Raw genomic sequence first — 21,203 nt, 5'->3', positions numbered from 1 at the left:
GCTGTTTGATCGGCAGATCGTCGAAAAACTCAATTTCCTGACTCCGAAGTCAGAAACAAATTGACCCAATAAACAGAGCTGATAGATTCATCGACATGTCTGATGACAATAAACGTGAGGGCTTTGCGCCGTGATTCAGTTCCTTTTGAACCAAGAGCTAAAAACCGAGCGCAGCCTGAATCCGAACATGACCGTGCTGACCTACCTGCGTGAGCAGGCACACAAGCCCGGTACCAAGGAAGGTTGTGCCAGTGGTGACTGCGGCGCCTGCACCGTCGTGGTGGGCGAGTTGCACAGTGACGCTGACGGCGAGCAAACGCTGCGTTATCGCAGCCTCAATTCGTGCCTGACATTTATGGCGTCGCTGCACGGCAAGCAATTGATCAGCGTCGAAGACCTCAGGCATCAGGGCCAGTTGCACAGCGTGCAGAAGGCGATAGTCGAGTGTCATGGCTCGCAATGCGGCTTTTGTACCCCGGGCTTTGTGATGTCGCTGTTTGCCCTGCAAAAGAACAGCAGCGAAGCCGATGCCCATCAGGCCCACGAAGCCCTGGCCGGCAACCTGTGTCGCTGCACCGGCTACCGCCCTATTCTGGCCGCTGCCGAGCAGTCTTGCGCGCAGCGCCTGCCGGATCAGTTCGATCAGCGCCAGGCGCAGACCGTCGAACGCTTGCGCGCCATCGCTCCGGCCGGCACCGATGAACTGAATGACGGCGAAAAACGCTGCTTCATTCCGCTGACCGTGGCGGATCTGGCGGACCTCTACGACAGCCATCCGCAGGCGCGCCTGCTGGCCGGCGGCACCGATCTGGCTCTGGAAGTCACGCAGTTTCACAAACAGTTGCCGGTGATGATTTACGTCGGACACATCGACGCGATGAAGGGCGTGAAGCGTTTCAACGACCGCCTGGAGATCGGCGCAGCGACTCCGCTGACCGATTGTTATGCCGCACTCAAGGCCGAGTACCCGGACTTTGGCGAGTTACTGCAGCGCTTCGCCTCGTTGCAGATCCGCAATCAGGGCACGCTGGGTGGCAACATCGGCAACGCCTCCCCCATCGGCGATTCCCCGCCGCTGCTGATCGCCCTTGGCGCGCAGGTCGTGCTGCGCAAAGGCAACAGTCAGCGTACTTTGGCGCTGGAAGACTATTTCATCGACTACAAGGTCACGGCCCGCCAGGAAAGCGAGTTCATCGAAAAGATCATCGTGCCCACCGCCACATCGCGGCAGATCTTCCGCGCCTATAAAGTCTCCAAGCGGCTGGATGACGACATCTCGGCGGTCTGCGCGGCTTTTCGCCTGACCCTGGAAGATGGCGTGGTCCACGAGGCTCGCGTAGCGTTCGGCGGCATGGCGGCGATTCCGAAACGTGCAGCGGCCTGCGAACAGGCGCTGATCGGGCAACCATGGAGCCATGCAACCGTCGAACGCGCCTGCACTGCACTGAGCGAGGATTTCACTCCGCTGTCGGATTTCCGTGCAAGCAAGGAATACCGCCTGTTGAGCGCGCAAAACCTGCTGCGCAAGTACTTCATCGAGTTACAGACCCCAGCCGTTCCAACGCGGGTGACTGACTATGTCTGAGCATTCCCCACACCTCACCCAGGCCGAGATGCTTGCAGTATTTCAACAAGGCCTGAACACCGGCGTCGGCCGCAGCGTCAAGCACGACAGTGCCGACAAGCACGTGTCCGGCGAAGCGGTGTACATTGACGATCGCTTGGAATTTCCCAACCAGTTGCACGTGTACGCACGTCTTTCCGACCGTGCCCATGCGCGTATCGTCAGCATCGATACCTCGCCCTGCTACGCCTTCGAAGGTGTACGCATCGCGATTACCCATCAGGATATTCCGGGGCTCAAGGACATCGGGCCGTTGCTGCCCGGCGACCCACTGCTGGCCATCGATAAGGTGGAGTTCGTCGGGCAACCGGTGCTCGCCGTGGCGGCTCGCGACCTGGACATTGCACGCCAGGCGGCCATGGCGGCGATCATCGAATACGAAGACCTGGAACCGGTACTGGATGTGGTCCAGGCCCTGCGCCAGAAACACTTCGTGCTCGACAGCCATACGCACAAGCGTGGCGACTCTGCCGCTGCGCTGGCAAGCGCAACCCACCGCCTTCAGGGCAACCTGCACATTGGCGGCCAGGAACACTTTTATCTGGAAACCCAGATCTCGTCGGTGATGCCGACCGAAGACGGCGGCATGATCGTCTATTGCTCGACCCAGAACCCCACGGAAATCCAAAAGCTGGTGGCCGAGGTGCTGGGCGTGCCAATGAACCGCATCGTGGTCGACATGCGGCGCATGGGCGGTGGTTTTGGCGGCAAGGAAACCCAAGCGGCCAGCCCGGCCTGCCTGTGCGCCGTGATTGCCCGCTTGACCGGCCAGCCCACCAAGATGCGCCTGCAACGCTTCGAAGACATGCAGATGACCGGCAAGCGCCACCCGTTCTACATCGAGTACGACGTGGGTTTCGATGATGACGGTCGCTTGCAGGGCATACAACTGGATCTGGCCGGCAACTGCGGCTATTCGCCGGACCTGTCGGCATCCATCGTCGACCGCGCCATGTTTCATGCCGACAACGCCTATTACCTCGGCGAAGCCACCGTCAACGGCCACCGCTGCAAGACGCACACCGCCTCCAACACCGCCTACCGGGGCTTTGGCGGCCCGCAGGGCATGGTCGCCATCGAAGAGGTCATGGACTGCATCGCACGCTTCCTGGGCAAGGACCCGCTGCACGTGCGCAAGGCCAACTATTACGGCAAGACCGAGCGTAACGTCACCCACTATTACCAGACGGTCGAACACAACCTGCTGGAAGAGATGACCGCCGACCTCGAGCAAAGCAGCCAGTACGCCGAGCGCCGCGAAGCGATTCGTGCGTTCAATGCCGGCAGCCCGGTGCTGAAAAAAGGCCTGGCGCTGACGCCGGTCAAGTTCGGTATCTCGTTCACCGCCAGTTTTCTCAATCAGGCCGGTGCGCTGATTCATATCTACACCGACGGCAGCATCCACCTGAACCATGGCGGCACCGAAATGGGCCAGGGCTTGAACACCAAGGTTGCGCAGGTCGTGGCCGAGGTGTTCCAGGTGGACATCGAGCGCATCCAGATCACCGCGACCAACACAGACAAGGTGCCCAACACCTCGCCCACTGCCGCTTCGAGCGGTACGGACCTGAACGGCAAGGCGGCACAGAATGCCGCTGAAATCCTCAAGCAAAGGCTGGTGGAGTTTGCCGCCAGGCACTATCAGGTAAGCGAAGCGGACGTCGAGTTCCGCAATGGCCATGTGCGGATCGGCGAGCTGTTCCTGCCGTTCGCCGAACTGGCGCAATTGGCATGGATGGGCCAGGTGTCGCTGTCCAGCACCGGCTATTACAAGACGCCGAAGATTTTTTACGACCGCAGCCAGGCGCGTGGCCGGCCGTTCTATTACTACGCCTTTGGCGCAGCCTGCGTGGAAGTCATCGTCGATACGCTGACCGGCGAATACAAGATGTTGCGCACCGACATCCTGCACGACGTCGGCGCGTCGCTGAACCCGGCCATCGATATCGGTCAGGTCGAAGGCGGCTACATTCAAGGCGCCGGCTGGCTGACCACCGAGGAACTGGTGTGGAATGACAAGGGCAAGCTGATGACCAGCGGCCCGGCGTCCTACAAGATCCCGGCAGTGGCGGACATGCCGCTCGATCTGCGCATCAAGCTGGTAGAGAACCGCAAGAACCCGGAAGACACGGTGTTTCATTCCAAGGCCGTCGGCGAGCCGCCGTTCATGCTCGGCATCGCCGCCTGGTGCGCGATCAAGGACGCCGTGGCGAGCCTGGGTGACTACCGTCATCAACCAAACATCGACGCCCCGGCGACGCCGGAAAAAGTGCTGTGGGGCTGTGAACAGATGCGCCAGAACAGCGCCGCGCGTCGCGCATCCAGCGAAGGCGCCGAGCCGATTGTTTCCGCCTCTTCGCGGGCAAGTGAAGCTTCGCCAGGCTCGCCCTTACCTATTCAGGATGCCCCCGTGGGAGCCAGCTTGCTCGCGAAGGCGCCTGGCCTGGATCACTCTGTCCTGGAGCAGAAATGAACAACTGGATCAGCGCCCTGGCCGAGCTGCAGGCCCGTGGTGAACCCGGCATTCTGGTGACGATCATCGAGGAGCTGGGCTCCACGCCGCGCAATGCCGGATCGAAAATGGTGGTCTGCGCCGAGCGCATCCACGACACCATCGGTGGCGGCCACCTGGAATACAAGGCCATGGAGATCGCCCGCGAGATGCTTGCCAGCGGCACACGGCAGACGCGCCTGGAACGTTTCAACCTGGGTGCAAGCCTGGGCCAGTGCTGCGGCGGCGTGAACGTACTGTTGTTCGAACCGATGGGCGAGCCCGTCGCGCAGATCGCCGTGTTCGGTGCCGGTCATGTCGGCCGCGCGCTGGTGCCGCTGCTGGCCAGCCTGCCCTGCCGGGTGCGCTGGATCGACAGCCGCGAGCATGAATTCCCCGAGTCGATGCCCGATGGCGTGATGAAGATCGTCAATGACGAGCCGGTCGACGAGGTCGCGCAACTGCCTGTGGGCACCTATTGCGTCGTGATGACCCACAACCATCAACTGGATCTGGAACTGACCGCCGCCATCCTCGGGCGTGGTGACTTCGGTTACTTCGGACTGATCGGCTCGAAAACCAAACGGGTCAAGTTCGAACATCGCTTGCGGGAACGCGGTTTCGACGCCAGTCTGCTGCAACGCATGCGTTGCCCGATGGGCCTGGCCGAGGTCAAAGGCAAGCTGCCCATCGAGATCGCGGTGTCGATCGCCGCGGAAATAATCGCCACTTACAATGTCAGCTTTGGCCAACACACCGCCAACGCCGAACCTATCGCCAGACTGCTGCCTGCATCGCGCCGCAGTCAGTCGCAATGAGTCACAACGAGAGTGCCATGAGTTCAGTTTCCCGCCGTAAAGCCTACCGCGCCGCCATCGTTCACAGCCTCGCCGACCCGGCCGAAGTGGCGCTGGAGGCATCCTGTGAATACTTTGCCGACGGCTTGCTGCTGGTCGAGGACGGCAAGATCGTTTCGGTGGGTCACGCTGCCGATCTGCTGGAGCGCCTCGACGACGATGTCGAGCTGATCGAGTACCCGGACGCACTCATCACACCGGGGTTCATCGACACCCATATTCACTTGCCGCAAACCGGCATGATCGGCTCCTACGGCGAGCAGTTGCTGGACTGGCTCAACACCTACACCTTCCCCTGCGAAAGCCAGTTCGCCGACCCCGCGCATTCAGCACAGGTGGCCGACATCTTCATCAAGGAACTGCTGCGCAACGGTACAACCACGGCACTGGTGTTCGGCAGCGTGCACAAGGAATCGGTCGAGGCGTTTTTCAGCGCGGCGCAGGCACTTGATCTGCGCATGATCGCCGGCAAGGTGATGATGGACCGCAATGCGCCGGACTACCTGGTCGATACGCCAGAATCCGGGTATGCCGACAGCAAGGCTTTGATCGAGCGCTGGCATGGCAAAGGGCGTTTGAGCTACGCAGTGACCCCACGATTCGCGCCAACCAGTAGCCCGGAGCAGTTGAGTCTGGCCGGCCAGTTGCTGACCGAATACCCCGGCCTGTACCTGCAGACCCACATCAGCGAGAACCTTCAGGAGATCGAGTGGGTCAAGGCGCTGTTCCCGGAGCGCAAGCATTACCTGGACGTCTACGATCACTTCAACCTGCTCGGCGAGCGCTCGGTGTTCGCCCATGGCGTGCACCTGTGCGACGAACAATGCGCCCGACTGGCGCAGACCGGTTCGGCGATTGCTTTCTGCCCGACCTCCAACCTGTTTCTGGGCAGCGGCCTGTTCAACTTGCCGATGGCCGAGAAGCACAAGGTGAATGTCGGTCTGGGTACCGACGTGGGCGGCGGCACCAGTTTTTCGATTCTGCAGACCCTGAACGAGGCCTACAAGGTCATGCAGATGCAGGGCGCGCGGCTCAATCCATTCAAGTCGCTGTACCTGGCGACGCTGGGCGGCGCGCGGGCTCTGCGCCTGGAAGACAAGGTCGGTAGCCTGAAGCCAGGCAACGAGGCTGACTTCCTGGTGCTCGACTACAACGCCACCCCGCTGCTGTCGTATCGTTTGAAGCAAGCCAAAGGCATCGAAGAGATTCTGTTCGTGCTGATGACGATTGGTGATGACCGGACTGTGAAGCAGACCTGGTCAGGTGGGCGATTGGTGCATGAGCGGAGTTGAACCTGCTCTCGGGACAACTCTCGCCACTCACGCTCCCGCGTGGGAATGCAGGTCTCGACGCTCTGCGTCGCCAAGAGGACGCAGAGCGTCCGGAACGGCATGACGACGCGGAGCGTCGCACGATAATCGGATTGTCTGTTCAGACCGACGCAGAACATCAGCACGATAGTTGAGACGATCGTTCCTCACGCTCCGCGTGGGAATGCAGGTCTCGACGCTCTGCGTCGCCAAGAGGACGCAGAGCGTCCGGAACGGCATGACGACGCGGAGCGTCGCACGATAATCGGATTGTCTGTTCAGACCGACGCAGGACATCAGCACGATAGTTGAGATGATCGTTCCTCACGCTCCGCGTGGGAATGCAGGTCGCGACGCTCTGCGTCGCACGATAATTGTTCATCCACACAGCCTCAACGGCCCGGTTTTTTCCGGCCCATGACGTGCGAGAACACCGCATGCAAATCATCCGTGGCGCTGTCTTCGTCAAGGTTGAGTTTGCTGTCGATGTGGTCCATGTGATGCATCATCAATTCGACGGCCAGTGCCGCATTGCGGGCTTCGATGGCGTCGATCAACTGGTTGTGCTCATCGTAGGAACAGTGCGTGCGATTGCCGGTTTCGTACTGGGCAATGATCAGCGAGGTCTGCGACACCAGGCTGCGCTGGAAGCTGATCAGCGGCGCGTTTCTAGCGGCCACGGCCAACTGAAGATGGAATTCGCCGGACAAACGAATACCGGCACCCCGATCACCGCGGGCGAAGCTGTCGCGCTCGTCGCTGACCATCTGGCGCAGCTCGGCCAGTTGCTCGGCAGTGGCGTGCTCGACCGCCAGTTCAGTGATTGCCTTCTCGACCATACGCCGGGCGAAAAACACCTGCCGCGCCTCTTCAACGCTGGGGCTGGCGACCACCGCGCCACGGTTGGGGCGCAGCAGCACGACGCCCTCATGGCCCAACCGCGACAGGGCGCGACGAATGATGGTACGGCTCACACCGAAAATCTCGCCCAGCGCCTCTTCACTCAATTTGGTACCCGGCGCCAGCCGCTGTTCCAGAATGGCATCGAAGACATGTTCGTAAACGACATCGTCCTGCGTGACGTTACGGCTTGAGCCAAGGCTGCGCGGCTGTTTCTTGAGGGGCAGGGACTGGTCGTTCATGGGCACTCGTGCGCAGGTGGATGACGGCATCGGGACTGGCGCATTGTACACAGGGCAAAAGCGCAGACACGCGCAAAAAAAGCCCGCAGTGTGGGCGGGCAAGAGGTATTCAGCTGCCCCTGTACGTCGAGTAGCTGTATGGCGAGATTAACAGCGGCACATGAAAGTGTTCCTGACCTGCATCAATGCCGAAGCGCAGCACCACCTCATCGAGAAAGGCAGGCTCATTCAGGGCCACGCCCCGCGCGCGGTAATAATCGCCAGCCTTGAAGTGCAACTGATAGACGCCGGATTGATAGGCCTCGCCCTGCAGCAGCGGCGCATCGCAACGCCCGTCGCTATTGGTGAGCGCACTGACAACGTGCAGCAGTTGCTGGCCTTCGACCCGGTACAGCTCTATGTGGATGGCGCTGCCTGGGCAGCCGTGGGCGGCATCCAGTACATGTGTGGTCAATTTTCCCAAAACTTCACTCCTCACATCCGGCCATGGTCAAGCAGTGCACCAATGAAGTGCTCTACATCGTGCGATTGCGACCGATTAAGACACTTTCGGGAAAAGCTGTACACAATAAATTCCTGATCGTTCAACAGCCCGTGGCCAGGACGCCGGCTGGGCGCAGGATTGGCCAGAGATATAGGAAGCAGAGGAAAAATATCAGGTTTTTTACGATTAGCTGACCAGTCAGGCAGGTTTCTTGCTTGTTTTACGCCTACCAAGACGCTTCGGTGCAGAAACGTACAGGGTTACAAGCTGAAAACAAAATTGTATACAATCTTGACCCAGCAGTGCCTTGACCGCTCTTGGCATTGCACCTGACTTAACGCATCCAACGCACCCCATGTAGAAAAAGGAAGCTTGCAGTGAGCGCTGACTACCCACGCGACCTGATCGGTTACGGCAACAACCCGCCTCACCCACGCTGGCCGGGTAATGCGCGCATTGCCTTGTCTTTCGTGCTGAATTACGAGGAAGGTGGCGAGCGCAATATTCTACATGGCGACAAGGAATCAGAAGCCTTTCTGTCCGAGATGGTTGCCGCGCAGCCACTCCAGGGCCAGCGCAACATGAGCATGGAGTCGCTGTACGAGTACGGCAGCCGCGCCGGTGTGTGGCGCATTCTCAAGCTGTTCAGGCAGTTCGATATCCCCCTGACCATTTTTGCCGTGGCCATGGCCGCGCAACGTCATCCGGATGTAATCCGCGCCATGGTCGCCGAAGGTCATGAGATCTGCAGCCACGGCTATCGCTGGATCGACTACCAGAACATGGACGAAGCCCAGGAGCGTGAGCACATGCGCCAGGCGATCCAGATCCTCACCGACATCAGCGGCGAACGGCCGTTGGGCTGGTACACCGGGCGCACCGGCCCCAACACCCGGCGCCTGGTCATGGAGGAAGGCGGGTTTCTCTATGATTGCGACACCTACGACGACGACCTGCCGTACTGGGAGCCGAACAACCCGACCGGTAAGCCTCATCTGGTGATTCCGTACACCCTGGACACCAACGACATGCGTTTCACCCAGGTGCAGGGCTTCAACAATGGCGAGCAGTTCTTTCAGTACCTCAAGGATGCGTTCGACGTGCTGTATGCCGAAGGCGAAGACGCACCGAAGATGCTTTCCATCGGCCTGCATTGCCGCCTGATCGGCCGCCCCGCCCGCCTCGCCGCACTCAAGCGTTTCATCGAGTACGCCAAAGGCCATGAGCAGGTGTGGTTCACTCGTCGTGTCGATATCGCCCGGCACTGGCACACTGAACATCCGTTTAGCGGCAAGGCCGAGCAATGAGCACGTTCAAGACACTGACACCTTCAAGCCTGGGCCGGGAGGCGTTCATCGCGGCCTTTGCCGATATCTACGAACACTCAACGTGGGTCGCGCAGCAAGCGTTCGACCAAAGCACAGGCGCGCATCTCGATCAGGTCGAGACCCTTCACGCACGCATGAGCGAGATCCTGCTGGGTGCCACACACGAGCAACAACTGGCACTGATCAATGCCCACCCGGACCTGGCAGGCAAGGCTGCCGTCCAGGGCGAGCTGACTCAGGCCAGTACCGATGAACAGGCCGGCGCCGGTATCCACCACTGCACGCCTGAGGAGTTCCAGCGCTTTACCGAGCTGAACGAGGCTTACAAGGCCCGCTTCGGCTTTCCGTTCATCATGGCGGTCAAGGGCAGCGACAGGCACAAAATTCTGGCAGCGTTCGAACAACGCATCCACCACTCGCCCGAGGCCGAGTTTGCTTGCGCCCTGGCCGAGATCAACAAGATCGCACTGTTTCGTCTACAGGCGCTTTGAGCGTCGCAGTCATAACCGTATTCAGAAGGCAGACAAAGAGCATGAAAGTTTACGCCGCACCGTTCGAGAAGTTCGTGAACCTGGCCGACGCACGTCTGGGCACCAAAATCCTTTCGGTCACCGATGACTGGTTCGCCGACGCCAACCGGCTGTTCCAGCCGACCCCGGCCGTCTGGAAAGAAGGCGTGTTCGACGACAACGGCAAGTGGATGGACGGCTGGGAGTCGCGCCGCAAGCGTTTCGAAGGGTACGACAGCGCAGTGATTCGCCTCGGTGTGGCAGGAACCATCAAGGGTGTGGACATCGACACCTCGTTTTTCACCGGCAACTTCCCGCCTTCCGCGTCGCTGGAGGCGTGCTTCCTGGCGTCGGGCGAGCCCGATGAAAACACTGCCTGGACCGAAGTGCTGCCGTCTGTGGAGCTGCAAGGCAACAGCCATCATTACCACGAGATCAGCAACGATCAGGCGTTCAGCCACCTGCGCTTCAACATCTACCCGGATGGCGGCGTCGCGCGTCTGCGCGTGTACGGTGTGCCGCATCGCGACTGGTCGAAAGTCAGCGAGGACGAGCAGATCGATCTGGTTGCAGCGCTCAATGGCGGCCGATCGATTGCCTGCTCCGATGAACATTACGGCAGCATGAGCAATATCCTCAACCCTGGGCGCGGTGTGAACATGGGCGACGGCTGGGAAACCGCGCGCCGCCGCACACCCGGCAACGATTGGGTGATTGTGGCACTCGGGCATAAGGGCGAAGTCGAGAAAGTCATCGTCGATACCCTGCACTTCAAAGGTAACTACCCGGACAGCTGCTCGATTCAGGGCGCTCTGGTCAAGGGTGGCACCGACAGCCAGATCGAAACCCAGAGCCTGTTCTGGCGCGAGTTGCTGCCCAGCCAGAAGCTGACCATGCACGCAGAACACGAGTTCGCCGAGCAGATCAAGGCGATCGGCCCGATCACCCACATCCGCCTGAACGTATTCCCGGACGGGGGCGTGAGCCGCCTGCGAGTACTGGGCAAGGTGGCCAGGTAACAACGCGTCGGAAGTCAGCAGAAGGCAACAGGCTATCGTTCCCACGCTCTGCGTGGGAATGCAGTTCCGGACGCTCTGCGTCCAGTCTTGAGTATGTGTGGCGCGGCGTAGAGTTGTGACGCAGAGCGTCACGAAATGCATGCCAACGCAGAGCATTGGCACGATAGTCATCAATACGAATGTGCAAACGACCCACCCTCAAAACCATTGAAGAAGAACCCGCATGCGCAAACTGATAATCGAGCCACTGACCAAGGAAGCCTTTGCGCCATTCGGTGATGTGATTGAAACCGACGGCAGCGATCACTTCATGATCAATAACGGCTCGACCATGCGCTTTCATCGTCTGGCTGATGTGCAGACCGCGCAGCCGGAAGACAAGGCGATCATCAGCATCTTCCGCGCCGAAGCGCTGCCGATGCCGTTGACCATCGGCATGCTGGAGCGTCATCCGCTGGGCAGTCAGGCGTTCGTGCCGTTGCTCGGCAACCCCTTTCTGATCGTGGTCGCGCCGGTTGGCGATGTGCCTGAATCAGAGCTGACCCGCGCCTTCGTGTCGAACGGCAGGCAGGGTGTCAATTACCATCGCGGCGTCTGGCACCATCCGGTGCTGACGATCGAAAAGCGGGATGACTTCCTGGTGGTTGATCGCAGTGGCGAAGGCAACAACTGCGACGAGCATTACTTTGCCGAGAGCCAGTTGCTGGTTCTCGATCCCCACCCACTGGAAGGGTAAACACCGTGCTGGCACATATGATGGAATGGCTGAATCTGGGCGTGCGCTGGATTCACATGATTGTCGGCGTCGCCTGGATCGGCGCATCGTTCTACTTCGTCTGGCTGGAGAACAACCTCAACCGCAGTAACCCGCGTGAAGGCCTGTCGGGTGATCTGTGGGCGATCCACGGCGGCGGCATCTACCACTTGGAGAAGTACAAGCTCGCACCGCCGACCATGCCGGAGAATCTGCACTGGTTCAAATGGGAAGCCTATTCGACCTGGCTGTCAGGGGTCGCGCTGTTGTGCGTGGTGTTCTACGCCAACCCGACGCTGTACCTGCTGGCACCGGGCAGCAGCCTGAGTGGTGCCGAGGGCGTGCACATCGGCCTGGGTTCGTTGTTCGTCGGCTGGTTCATCTACAGCTTTCTGTGTGACTCGCCACTGGGCAAGCGCCCTGCCCTGCTGGGCGTGGTCCTGTTCGTGCTGCTGGTCGCGGCGGCATACGGGTTCAGCAAAGTGTTCAGCGGTCGCGGTGCCTATCTGCATGTGGGCGCGATCATGGGCACCATCATGGTCGGCAACGTGTTCCGCATCATCATGCCGGCCCAGCGCGCGCTGGTAGCCGCCATTGCCGAGAACCGTACGCCGGACCCAAGCCTGCCGGCAAAGGGCCTGTTACGTTCACGGCACAACAACTACTTCACTCTGCCTGTGCTGTTCATCATGATCAGCAATCACTTTCCAAGCACTTACGGCAGTGAGTACAACTGGCTGATTCTCGCAGGCATCGCGCTGCTGGCCGTGCTGGTCCGCCATTACTTCAATACGCGGCACAACAGCCACCGCTTCGCCTGGACCCTGCCGGTCGCGGCGCTGGGCATGCTGTGCCTGGCGTATGTCACCGGCCCTGCGCAACCACCGGCCAGGATCGTCTATCAGCCACTGCCCGGTACAGCGGTCGGCGGTCATCGGGCTGATGAGCAACCTGCGCAACCCGCCGCTGCGCCTGCCCAGGCAGCGTCTGCCCAGCCCGAACCTGCCAAGGTGGCAGGTGCAGACTTCAACACGGTGCACGACGTCATTCGGCAACGTTGCTCGGTCTGTCACTCGGCCACGCCTACCAGTCAGTTGTTCAGCGTCGCTCCGGCCGGCGTGATGTTCGATACGCCTGAGCAGATCCAGCAACAGGCGCCGCGTATCAAGGCGCAGGCGATCACCGCGCCGATCATGCCGCTGGGCAATATTACCCAGATGACCCAGCAGGAACGTGATCTGGTAGGCGCCTGGATCGATCAGGGCGCACACATCAACTGAAGCAACGGGCATTGCCCTGTTTTCGCTCCAGGCGCCCTGCTCTGGAGCACTTGAGCACGGCGACGCGAGTCAGTATCCTCCGCCGCCGCTGCCAACCCGCCCACCACTTCCCGCTAACTGAACCCGACCGGGCGGCCCACTGGCTGAACGGCACGCAGAACGCTGTGCATTGGAAAAAAAGACCTGAAATCGACACTTCGATATCGGTTTTAAGGGTTACTTAAACTTTTTTTCACTGATTGGCGCAGCTCTTGCTAACAACACAAAGCTGACCAGACAGACAAATTATTGCAACCACCGACAAGGCGTCACGCATAGAGCGCCAGTCCGAAAAAATCACGATCTACATCAAGGGGCTCACCGCATGAACCGTACGATTTCCAGTGCATTACTGGCCAGCAGTCTGCTGGCTGCCGCACCCGCCATGGCAGGGGATATCTTCCAGTGGCAGAGTAATAGCCTGACCTATCTCAATGGACGAGACTTTGCTGTCAACCCGGAAAATCAGCAGACCTTTACCTTTGAGCACGCGGACAGCTGGAAGTACGGCGACAACTTCTTCTTCGTCGACAAGATCTTCTACAACGGCAAGAAAGACGCAACCGCTGGCGATAACACCTATTACGGCGAGTTCTCGCCACGCCTGTCGCTGGGCAAGATCTTCGGCCAGAAGTTCGAGTTCGGGCCGATCAGCGATGTGCTGATTGCCGCAACTTACGAGTTCGGTGAAGGCGATAACGAGTCGTACCTGATCGGTCCGGCGTTCGACCTGAAGATCCCGGGTTTCGACTACTTCCAGCTTAACTTCTACCAGCGCCAGACCGAAGGCAATCGCCCGGGCGACGGCGTGTGGCAGATCACTCCGGTGTGGTCCTACACCATCCCGGTGGGCAAATCGGATGTGCTGATCGACGGCTTCATGGACTGGGTGGTCGACAACGACAAAACCTCGCGTGGCACTTACCACTCCAACCTGCACTTCAACCCGCAGATCAAGTATGACCTGGGCAAGGCACTGAATTATCCGGAGCGGCAGCTCTACGTGGGTATTGAGTACGACTACTGGACCAACAAATACGGTATCAAGGACACCAGCTCCTTCGACACCGATCAGAACACCGCGAGTTTGCTGGTGAAGGTGTTCTTCTAAGCACGTTGTTTGACGGTGATGACGCTCACTCCCAAGCTCTACGTTACATAGGTCTCTGGGGAGCGAGCTTGCTCGCGAAGGCGGTGTTTCAGACACCCTTCGGTTGGCTGTACCAGCCCCTTCGCAAGCAAGCCAAGCGTCACCCGGCTCGCCCCCCACGGCCCTGGATCAGAAGTGTGGAGACCGCCTCCACTCACTCCTTCGCAGCTTTCCAGACCTTGCCAACCAGCGTCACGACCAGCACCAGCACGGCACCGGCAATGATCCCGGCAACAGCATCGATCAGCGTCGGAACGATCATCGACAGACCGCCAACCGTACCGGCTGCCGCTTCAGTCACGCCTTCGACCCAATGATGAGCGAACGGCAGGCCGTGGACCAGGATCCCGCCGCCGACCATGAACATGGCGGCAGTACCGACGATCGACAGCACTTTCATCAACACCGGTGCCAGCCACAGCAGGCCGGCACCGATCTTTTGTGACACCGAAGCTGCACTTTTCTTCAGGTACAGGCCCAGGTCATCGAGTTTGACGATACCGGCCACCAGCCCGTAGACCCCTACGGTAATCAGCACTGCGACGATGACCAGCACACCGACCTGATCCATGAAGGGTCTGGCCGAGACCACGCCCAGCGCGAGCACGATGATTTCCGCCGAAAGAATGAAGTCCGTGCGAATCGCGCCTTTTACGCGCTCCTTTTCGAACGCCACCATGTCCACGGACGCATCCGTCGACGCCTGCTTGCGCTGCTCATGCTCTTCACCGGTTTCGGGATGCAGCCATTTATGGGCGATTTTCTCGAAGCCCTCGAAGCACAGAAACGCACCGCCGATCATCAGCAACGGCAGAATAGCCCAGGGTGCGAAGGCACTGATCAACAGCGCTGCCGGAACCAGAATGGCCTTGTTGAGCAGTGACCCCTTGGCCACGGCCCAGACAACCGGCAATTCGCGATCCGCTGAAACACCGGTGACCTGCTGGGCATTGAGCGCCAGATCATCACCCAGCACACCCGCCGTCTTCTTCGTGGCCAGCGCCACGTCATCGAGCAACGTCGCAATATCGTCAAGCAGGGTAAGCAAGCTTCCAGCAGCCAAAATGAAAATCCTTGAGCAAGTAAAAAAAAGAAACGGCGCTGATTGAATCATGCGCCAGAGTCAATCGTGTGGCAGTCAGCAACTCTGACCTTGGTCAGACGTGAACGTTTGACGCTGCATGCAGCAAACAGGCCACGCCGAAACCCGTCAAATGGGCAACTGTGTCGTGGAAACGACCTGACGCAGCCCCATGAACGAACGGATCTGTCTGACACCGGGCAAGTACAGTAACTGTTCGGCGTGCAGGCGGTTGAAGCTCTGACTGTCCTTGGTGCGCAGCAACATGAAGTAGTCGAACTCGCCGGTGACGACATGAAACTCCATACAGCCGGAAACTTTCTGCGCGGCGGCTTCGAATTGAGCAAATGAATCCGGTGTCGAGCGGTCCAGTACGACACCGATCAGCACCACCATGCCTGCGTCCAGAACATCGCCATTGAGCAACGCCACCACGCCCTTGATCACGCCCGCCTCTTTCAGCCGCTCGACGCGCCGCAGGCACGCAGGCGGACTCAGTTTGACCTTCTCGGCAAGTGCCACATTGGAAATGGACGCGTCACGTTGCAGGGTCTTGAGGATGGCGCGGTCAATCCTGTCCAGCAGCGGCGTCATGTCAGCACCGGACTTTTTAGTGCGTTCATTTATTGCTTTCATAATGAAATTCACAGAATAAAAGTCTGTTTAGTTGTGTTCAGGCTAACGTTTATTTTGTAGATAGACAATTCTTTGCAACCACGATTATTCGCAGTTTTCCTATGATGGGAGCCATGCCGGGCCGCTCGATAAACACATCGAGTTCCACCTTCAATGCCCGGATCAACTTATCAACGGAGACCCGATATGAACCTGAGCAAGTTCAAGCGCTACCCTCTGACCTTCGGCCCCTCGCCCATTACCCCACTGAAACGCTTGAGTGAGCATCTGGGCGGCAAGGTCGAGCTGTACGCCAAGCGCGAGGATTGCAACAGCGGTCTGGCCTTCGGCGGCAACAAGACCCGCAAACTGGAATACCTGGTGCCGGAAGCCATCGACGGCGGCTACGACACATTGGTGTCGATCGGTGGCATCCAGTCCAACCAGACCCGTCAGGTGGCAGCCGTCGCGGCGCATCTGGGCATGAAGTGCGTGCTGGTTCAGGAGAATTGGGTCAACTATTCCGACGCGTTGTACGACCGGGTCGGCAATATCGAGATGTCGCGCATCATGGGCGCCGATGTGCGCCTGGATTCGGCAGGCTTCGATATCGGCATTCGCCCGAGTTGGGAAAAGGCCATGGCCGACGTCGAGGAAAGCGGCGGCAAACCGTTTCCGATTCCAGCGGGCTGCTCGGAGCACCCTTATGGCGGCCTGGGGTTCGTGCGTTTTGCCGATGAAGTGCGCCAGCAGGAAGAAGAACTGGGCTTCAAGTTCGACTACATCGTGGTCTGCTCGGTAACCGGCAGTACTCACGCAGGCATGCTGGTGGGATTCGCTGCCGATGGCCGGGCACAGCGTGTGATCGGTATCGACGCGTCAGCCAAACCGGAAAAGACCCGCGCGCAGGTTCTGCGTATCGCTCAGAACACCGCAAAACTGGTGGAGCTGGGCCGCGAAATCACCGCCGAAGACGTGGTGCTCGACACCCGCTATGCCTACCCGGAATACGGCCTGCCGAACGATGGCACCCTCGAAGCCATCCGCCTCTGCGCCCGCCTGGAGGGCGTGTTGACCGACCCGGTCTACGAAGGCAAATCCATGCACGGCATGATCGACATGGTGCGCAACGGCGAATTCCCCGAAGGCTCGAAAGTGCTCTACGCCCACCTGGGCGGCGTGCCGGCGTTGAATGCCTACAGCTTCCTGTTCAAGGACGGTTGAGCCGAAAGCGTTCCTGCAGTCGATAACACACTTCGGCTGCAGTGTTCCCGGCTAAACCCGAAAATACTTCTGCAGCGCCTGCGCCAGCAGGCTCACCGCCTCGTCGTTCTGCGACGACAGCGAGCGCAGGAAGACGATTTCGTGCTCGGGTATTTCAGGCAGGTCATCGAGAATCTGCATGGCTTCCGTGACCCCGCTCCGATCGATGAGGCTGATCGCCAGACCCGCTTCCACACAGGCTTTGATCGCCTGGTTGGACGGGCTTTCGAGAACCACACGGGTTTTGCGGCCGTTGTCTTTGAGTGACGCCAGCATGGCTCCACGATAAGGACATTGCGCTGCGTGAATCGCCAGCGGCAACGGGTCCGCAGATCCCAGTGCGGCACTGGCCGGCCCGACCCAGACCGGCTTGGTCGATACCAGAAACTGCGTATCAGCACTCAGCTGCCCTTTGGGTTGCGCGATCACTGCTGTCTGCAACTTGCCGCGCGCAACCTGCTCGCGCAGGGCGTAGCTGGGTGCGGATTTCAACTCCAGCACGACATTGGGCCACGCGGCCGCGAACACTGGCAGGATGTCGCGAATGACATGCACGGCGTACTCATCCGGAACCCCCAGCGTGATGCGTCCGGCCAGATGAGTACCTTGCAGATCCGCCAGCACCCGGTCATGCGTGGACAGCAACTCTGTCGTCGACAACAGCAGGCGCTTGCCCAGTGGCGTCAGCGACACCGCCTGGTTGTCACGGTTGAGCAAGCGCCCGCCCGCTACGGCCTCGAGGCGCTGGATATGCACACTTACTGCTGCCGGGCTTTTATGAAGTTGTTCGGCAGCCGCCGAAAACTTTCCTATCCGCGCCACCGCATGGAAGGTGCGCACCAGTTCGATGTCGAGAATGGCCGTCATGATTCAGATTTCCTGAATAAGTCATGCATTTAATTTTGATTTATTAGACTACGCCGTTTTCGTAACCTGCGTCCATGAACCCATACCTGTCGATTGCTCCGAGCGTCTCGCGGCCTGCCTGGCACCAGGCCATTCCCTTGCCCCTGCTTGAAGCTGCGCTGGTTCTGACCTGGAGTTCGGGCTTCGTCGGCGCACGCTTTTCGCTGGAACATGCGCCGCCGCTGCTGGTGGTGTTCTGGCGCTGTGTGGTGGTCACCCTGATCCTGCTGCCTTTTGTCGCCAGGCAACTTAGATCGATCGCGCCGGCCACGCTGCTGAAAAACGCAGGTATCGGCCTGCTGGCCATGGCCGGCTACGTCGCCGGTGTCACGCAGGGCATTGCGCTGGGCGTGCCCGCCGGACTCGCCGCACTGTTTGCCGATTTGTTGCCCATGGGCATGGCGCTCCTGGCGGCAGTGGTGCTCGGACAACGGCTGGCCTGGCAAATCTGGGCGGGACTGTTGGTCGGGCTGATCGGTGTAGTGCTGGTGACCTACAGCGCGCTGGCGGTAGGTGACGCACCGTTGTGGGCCTACGGCCTGCCGCTGCTGGGCATGTTGTCACTGGCCATCGCGACGCTGTGGCAGAAACAGTCCAGCACCGCACAGCCTATGGCACTGCTGCCCAACCTGTGGCTGCAATGCGCTGTTTCCAGCATGGCCTTCGCGATTATTCAGGGCACACAGGGCAGCCTGGCGCCTGTAGCCAGTACCGGCTTTGCGCTGAGCGTGCTATGGACGGTGGGGCTGGCAACCCTGGGCGGGTACGGACTGTATTGGGTGTGTCTGCGCCGCGCGACGGCGACCCGCGTCGCCAGCGTGCTGTACCTCAGCCCACCGGTGACGATGCTCTGGGCCTGGGCAATGTTCGACGAACCGCTGTCCTGGCAGATGGCGTCAGGCATGGCGGTGTCAGGTATCGGCGTGTGGATGGTGGTGCGGGCGGAACAACGGCAGTCGGCCTCCTGATGGGGTCAGGAGGCCGACTTTGCTTAGGCTCTGTAAGAAAAGTGGCTGCGCTCGGTGATGCTTCGTTAAAAACAGGCTCGGGGGCGAGTCCAATCGGAATGCTCATTTACAACACGTAGAGTCGAACGCGACCCCGGCCGTTCCTCGCCTGTTTTTGCCTCGCCTGACCTTCGCTCGCCGACTTTTCGTACAGAGCCTGGCGCAGGTTAAATCTTGAAACGCGCGACCATGCTCTGCAAATCGCTGCCCAGACGGGCCAGCTCGACGGTCGACGCAGCGCTTTGCTCAGTGGCAGAAGCGGACTGATCGGCAATGTCGCGAACGCTGAGTACGCTGCGGTTGATTTCTTCGGTCACGGCGCTCTGTTGCTCGGCCGCGGCGGAAATCTGCTGACTCATCTGTTCGATGGTGCCGATGGACTGGTTGATTTCCACCAGCGCCTGTTCGGCCTGACGAGCCAGCACCACGGTGCCTTCAGTGCGCTGCAGGCTGGCGTCCATCAGGCCCGAGGCGGCGCCTGTACCTTTTTGCAACGCCTGGATCAGCGCTTCGATTTCAGTTGTGGAGTTCTGCGTACGTTGAGCCAGCGAGCGGACTTCGTCAGCCACCACGGCAAAACCGCGACCCTGCTCGCCTGCCCTTGCGGCCTCGATGGCTGCGTTGAGCGCCAGCAGGTTGGTTTGCTCGGCGACCGCTTTGATCACGTCAATCACGCTGCCGATCTTGCCGCTGTCTTCGGTCAGACGCTGCATGGCTTCACCCAATTGCTGCACTTCACCGGCCAATTGCCCGATTTCGCGCGTAGCATGCTGCACCACACTGCTACCGTGAGCAGCGCGCTCGCTGGCCTGTTTGGCGGCTTGCGAAGCGTCTTCGGTGTTGCGCGCCACTTCCTGTACGGTAGAGGCCATTTCGTTCATGGCAGTGGCGACCTGATCGACTTCGTTTTTCTGCAGGGTGACACCCGCGCTGGTCTGCTCGCTGACCGCAGACAATTGTTCGGCCGCCGTGGCGATCTGCGTAACACCGTTGCCGATGCCACCGATCAGGCCGCGCAGCGAAACAGTCATGTGCTGCATGGTGTTCTGCAGCAGGCCCAGTTCGTCCTGGCGGGTGGTGCTGCTGTCATGGGTCAGATCACCGTCGGCAATCCGGCGCGCCGCAATCACGGTGCTGTTCAAAGGTACGGTAATCTGACGCGTGATCAGGAACGCAGCAAAGATGCCGACCAGCAGCACGACCAGCGCTACGCTGAGCAATTGCACCACAGCGGTTTGTTGTTCCTTCTTGGCACTGATGACCTGCAGCGCTGCCAGATCATCGGCACGGGCTGCGGTCGCTACGGATTGCTGTTGCAGATCGTTGCGGATCTGCTCGGTCTGCTGAAGCATGTCCGAAATCGACGACATCAGGACCTTGTATTGTTTCAACGCCACCAGCGCGGCATCCACTGCAGCATTTGCCTCGACAGGCAATTGGCTGCGAGCGGCGTCCACTTGTGCGATCAGGGCGTCGGCGGCCTTATAGGTGGCCTGACGGTTGTCGGCATTCGGAACGCTCAGGTAGCGACGAAACACCAGACGGAAATTGGTCATGCCGTTACGCAGGTCGCCAGCGATCTTGACCTGCCTGATGCCGGTTTCATTTGGCGAGCGCAAGGTGTCGTCAATGGTCTTGTTCAGCAGATTCTCGAAGGTCGCGCTGACGTCATCGGACACCTTGATGATCGGTTTCAACGCCTCGTCGACTTTCTGATTGATGCCGACCAATTGGTCGAACGTCTGCTTCAGACCGCCCACCTGCTCCTTGATCTCGCGCAGCTTGGCGAGGTTGCTCGAGATCACGAACACCTGCAGGCCCTGATCGACACTGCGGCTCAAGGTATCCAGCGCGCTGGCGTAATTCTGCACACCTGCGGCGGTAGGGCCGGTCGCATAGGCTTGCGCAGCAATCCGGGCATTCAGGACGTCAGCCTTGATCTCGGCGACCTTGCTGCTTTTGCCCATGCGCTCGATCAGCAGGTTGGTGCTGGAGTAGCCGATGACGGTGACGGTCAGTACTCCGAGCAAAATAGCGGCAAAGCCCAGCCCGAGCTTCTTGCTGACTTTCAGATTGTCCAACCATTTTGCGCTCATTGCATGTGTGCCTTTGATTTTTCGGAATACCCGTGAGTCGGCGCTGAAAGATTTAACTTGATAGTTAACGTTATCGGAATCACGCACGCGCCAATCGAAGGCACCCTGAAGCCCATGAATTACGGGGCCGGCGCGCGATGATGAATATTTATTTAAATCGCCTGAGCAGAATTTTTCCGATGATTGGCACCGCGCGAAACCGGAAGATCACGCAATGAAACTGCCTTGATCTTCGCCTGTACGGAGCC

The 21,203-nt window shown here is 59.8% G+C and carries 18 protein-coding genes and 1 pseudogene; 12 read left to right on the top strand and 7 right to left on the bottom strand.

All coding sequences use genetic code 11. The features are described 5' to 3' along the window. The first annotated feature begins 130 nt into the window (after window positions 1–130). From xdhA to guaD, 4 genes are read left to right on the top strand one after another with little or no spacing between them, the layout of a single operon-like run. Window positions 131–1,585: a xanthine dehydrogenase small subunit gene (xdhA, locus tag AO388_RS00695; RefSeq protein WP_058396611.1), complete on the top strand. Its 1,455-nt coding sequence runs from the start codon at window positions 131–133 to the stop codon at window positions 1,583–1,585. After that, window positions 1,578–4,097: a xanthine dehydrogenase molybdopterin binding subunit gene (gene xdhB, locus AO388_RS00690; protein WP_058415913.1), complete on the top strand. Its 2,520-nt coding sequence runs from the start codon at window positions 1,578–1,580 to the stop codon at window positions 4,095–4,097. The genes xdhA and xdhB overlap by 8 nt, the downstream gene beginning before the upstream one ends. Then, entirely contained in the window at window positions 4,094–4,933 is an 840-nt protein-coding gene (xdhC, locus tag AO388_RS00685; RefSeq protein WP_003371452.1) for a xanthine dehydrogenase accessory protein XdhC, read from the top strand. The genes xdhB and xdhC overlap by 4 nt, the downstream gene beginning before the upstream one ends. Before the next feature lie 17 nt (window positions 4,934–4,950). After that, window positions 4,951–6,264, top strand: coding sequence for a guanine deaminase (guaD, locus tag AO388_RS00680; protein ID WP_058396613.1), 1,314 nt, complete (start codon window positions 4,951–4,953; stop codon window positions 6,262–6,264). A gap of 410 nt (window positions 6,265–6,674) precedes the next feature. On the opposite strand, the gene AO388_RS00675 is transcribed toward guaD, so the two are convergent. Both AO388_RS00675 and uraH read right to left on the bottom strand, forming a co-directional pair. Beyond that, a complete protein-coding gene (locus AO388_RS00675) occupies window positions 6,675–7,424 on the bottom strand; it encodes a GntR family transcriptional regulator (protein WP_004413961.1) in 750 nt (249 codons plus the stop codon). Window positions 7,425–7,533: 109 nt separating this feature from the next. Then, window positions 7,534–7,887 (bottom strand): hydroxyisourate hydrolase, encoded by a 354-nt coding sequence (gene uraH / locus AO388_RS00670; RefSeq protein ID WP_004413963.1) that lies wholly within the window; start codon window positions 7,885–7,887, stop codon window positions 7,534–7,536. 398 nt (window positions 7,888–8,285) lie between these two features. Here uraH and puuE point away from each other — a divergent pair, with 398 nt between their 5' ends. The 6 genes from puuE to AO388_RS00640 all read left to right on the top strand — a co-directional run bounded on the left by puuE (window position 8,286) and on the right by AO388_RS00640 (window position 13,948). Then, entirely contained in the window at window positions 8,286–9,215 is a 930-nt protein-coding gene (puuE, locus tag AO388_RS00665; protein WP_003371445.1) for an allantoinase PuuE, read from the top strand. Then, window positions 9,212–9,727 (top strand): 2-oxo-4-hydroxy-4-carboxy-5-ureidoimidazoline decarboxylase, encoded by a 516-nt coding sequence (gene uraD, locus AO388_RS00660; protein ID WP_003371443.1) that lies wholly within the window; start codon window positions 9,212–9,214, stop codon window positions 9,725–9,727. The genes puuE and uraD overlap by 4 nt, the downstream gene beginning before the upstream one ends. A gap of 41 nt (window positions 9,728–9,768) precedes the next feature. Then, window positions 9,769–10,764 carry an allantoicase gene (gene alc / locus AO388_RS00655; protein WP_003371441.1) on the top strand — a complete coding sequence of 332 codons (996 nt, stop codon included), beginning with the start codon at window positions 9,769–9,771 and terminating at the stop codon, window positions 10,762–10,764. A gap of 223 nt (window positions 10,765–10,987) precedes the next feature. After that, window positions 10,988–11,500, top strand: coding sequence for an ureidoglycolate lyase (locus AO388_RS00650; protein WP_003371439.1), 513 nt, complete (start codon window positions 10,988–10,990; stop codon window positions 11,498–11,500). Window positions 11,501–11,505: 5 nt separating this feature from the next. Beyond that, window positions 11,506–12,798 carry a urate hydroxylase PuuD gene (locus AO388_RS00645; protein WP_004413965.1) on the top strand — a complete coding sequence of 431 codons (1,293 nt, stop codon included), beginning with the start codon at window positions 11,506–11,508 and terminating at the stop codon, window positions 12,796–12,798. A gap of 364 nt (window positions 12,799–13,162) precedes the next feature. Further along, window positions 13,163–13,948: an outer membrane protein OmpK gene (locus tag AO388_RS00640; protein WP_003423373.1), complete on the top strand. Its 786-nt coding sequence runs from the start codon at window positions 13,163–13,165 to the stop codon at window positions 13,946–13,948. Between the two features lie 193 nt (window positions 13,949–14,141). Here AO388_RS00640 and AO388_RS00635 read toward each other — a convergent pair whose 3' ends face one another. Together AO388_RS00635 and AO388_RS00630 are read right to left on the bottom strand one after the other, a co-directional pair. After that, window positions 14,142–15,050, bottom strand: coding sequence for a DUF808 domain-containing protein (locus AO388_RS00635; RefSeq protein WP_058415912.1), 909 nt, complete (start codon window positions 15,048–15,050; stop codon window positions 14,142–14,144). 147 nt (window positions 15,051–15,197) lie between these two features. Next, window positions 15,198–15,704, bottom strand: a complete 507-nt coding sequence (locus AO388_RS00630; protein WP_032609981.1) for an Lrp/AsnC family transcriptional regulator — start codon at window positions 15,702–15,704, stop codon at window positions 15,198–15,200. A 186-nt stretch (window positions 15,705–15,890) separates the two neighbouring features. Between AO388_RS00630 and AO388_RS00625 the strand changes: the two genes are divergently transcribed. Next, window positions 15,891–16,907 (top strand): 1-aminocyclopropane-1-carboxylate deaminase, encoded by a 1,017-nt coding sequence (locus AO388_RS00625; protein WP_002552793.1) that lies wholly within the window; start codon window positions 15,891–15,893, stop codon window positions 16,905–16,907. A 51-nt stretch (window positions 16,908–16,958) separates the two neighbouring features. On the opposite strand, the gene AO388_RS00620 is transcribed toward AO388_RS00625, so the two are convergent. Beyond that, a complete protein-coding gene (locus AO388_RS00620; protein WP_058415911.1) occupies window positions 16,959–17,813 on the bottom strand; it encodes a LysR family transcriptional regulator in 855 nt (284 codons plus the stop codon). 74 nt (window positions 17,814–17,887) lie between these two features. Between AO388_RS00620 and AO388_RS00615 the strand changes: the two genes are divergently transcribed. After that, on the top strand, window positions 17,888–18,820 hold the full coding sequence (locus AO388_RS00615; protein WP_003371426.1) for a DMT family transporter: 933 nt from the start codon (window positions 17,888–17,890) through the stop codon (window positions 18,818–18,820). A gap of 206 nt (window positions 18,821–19,026) precedes the next feature. Here AO388_RS00615 and AO388_RS30155 read toward each other — a convergent pair whose 3' ends face one another. Beyond that, window positions 19,027–19,731, bottom strand: coding sequence for a methyl-accepting chemotaxis protein (locus AO388_RS30155; protein ID WP_371124565.1), 705 nt, complete (start codon window positions 19,729–19,731; stop codon window positions 19,027–19,029). A 201-nt stretch (window positions 19,732–19,932) separates the two neighbouring features. Further along, window positions 19,933–20,826 (bottom strand): annotated as a pseudogene (locus tag AO388_RS30150) (methyl-accepting chemotaxis protein); the annotation flags it as partial. Between the last annotated feature and the right edge of the window lie 377 nt (window positions 20,827–21,203).

The organism is Pseudomonas sp. ICMP 10191 (assembly GCF_001467335.1).
Taxonomy (GTDB): Bacteria; Pseudomonadota; Gammaproteobacteria; order Pseudomonadales; family Pseudomonadaceae; genus Aquipseudomonas; species Aquipseudomonas cerasi.
The sequence above is the reverse complement of the archived record's forward strand: the minus strand, read 5'-3'. Positions and strand labels throughout refer to the sequence as shown.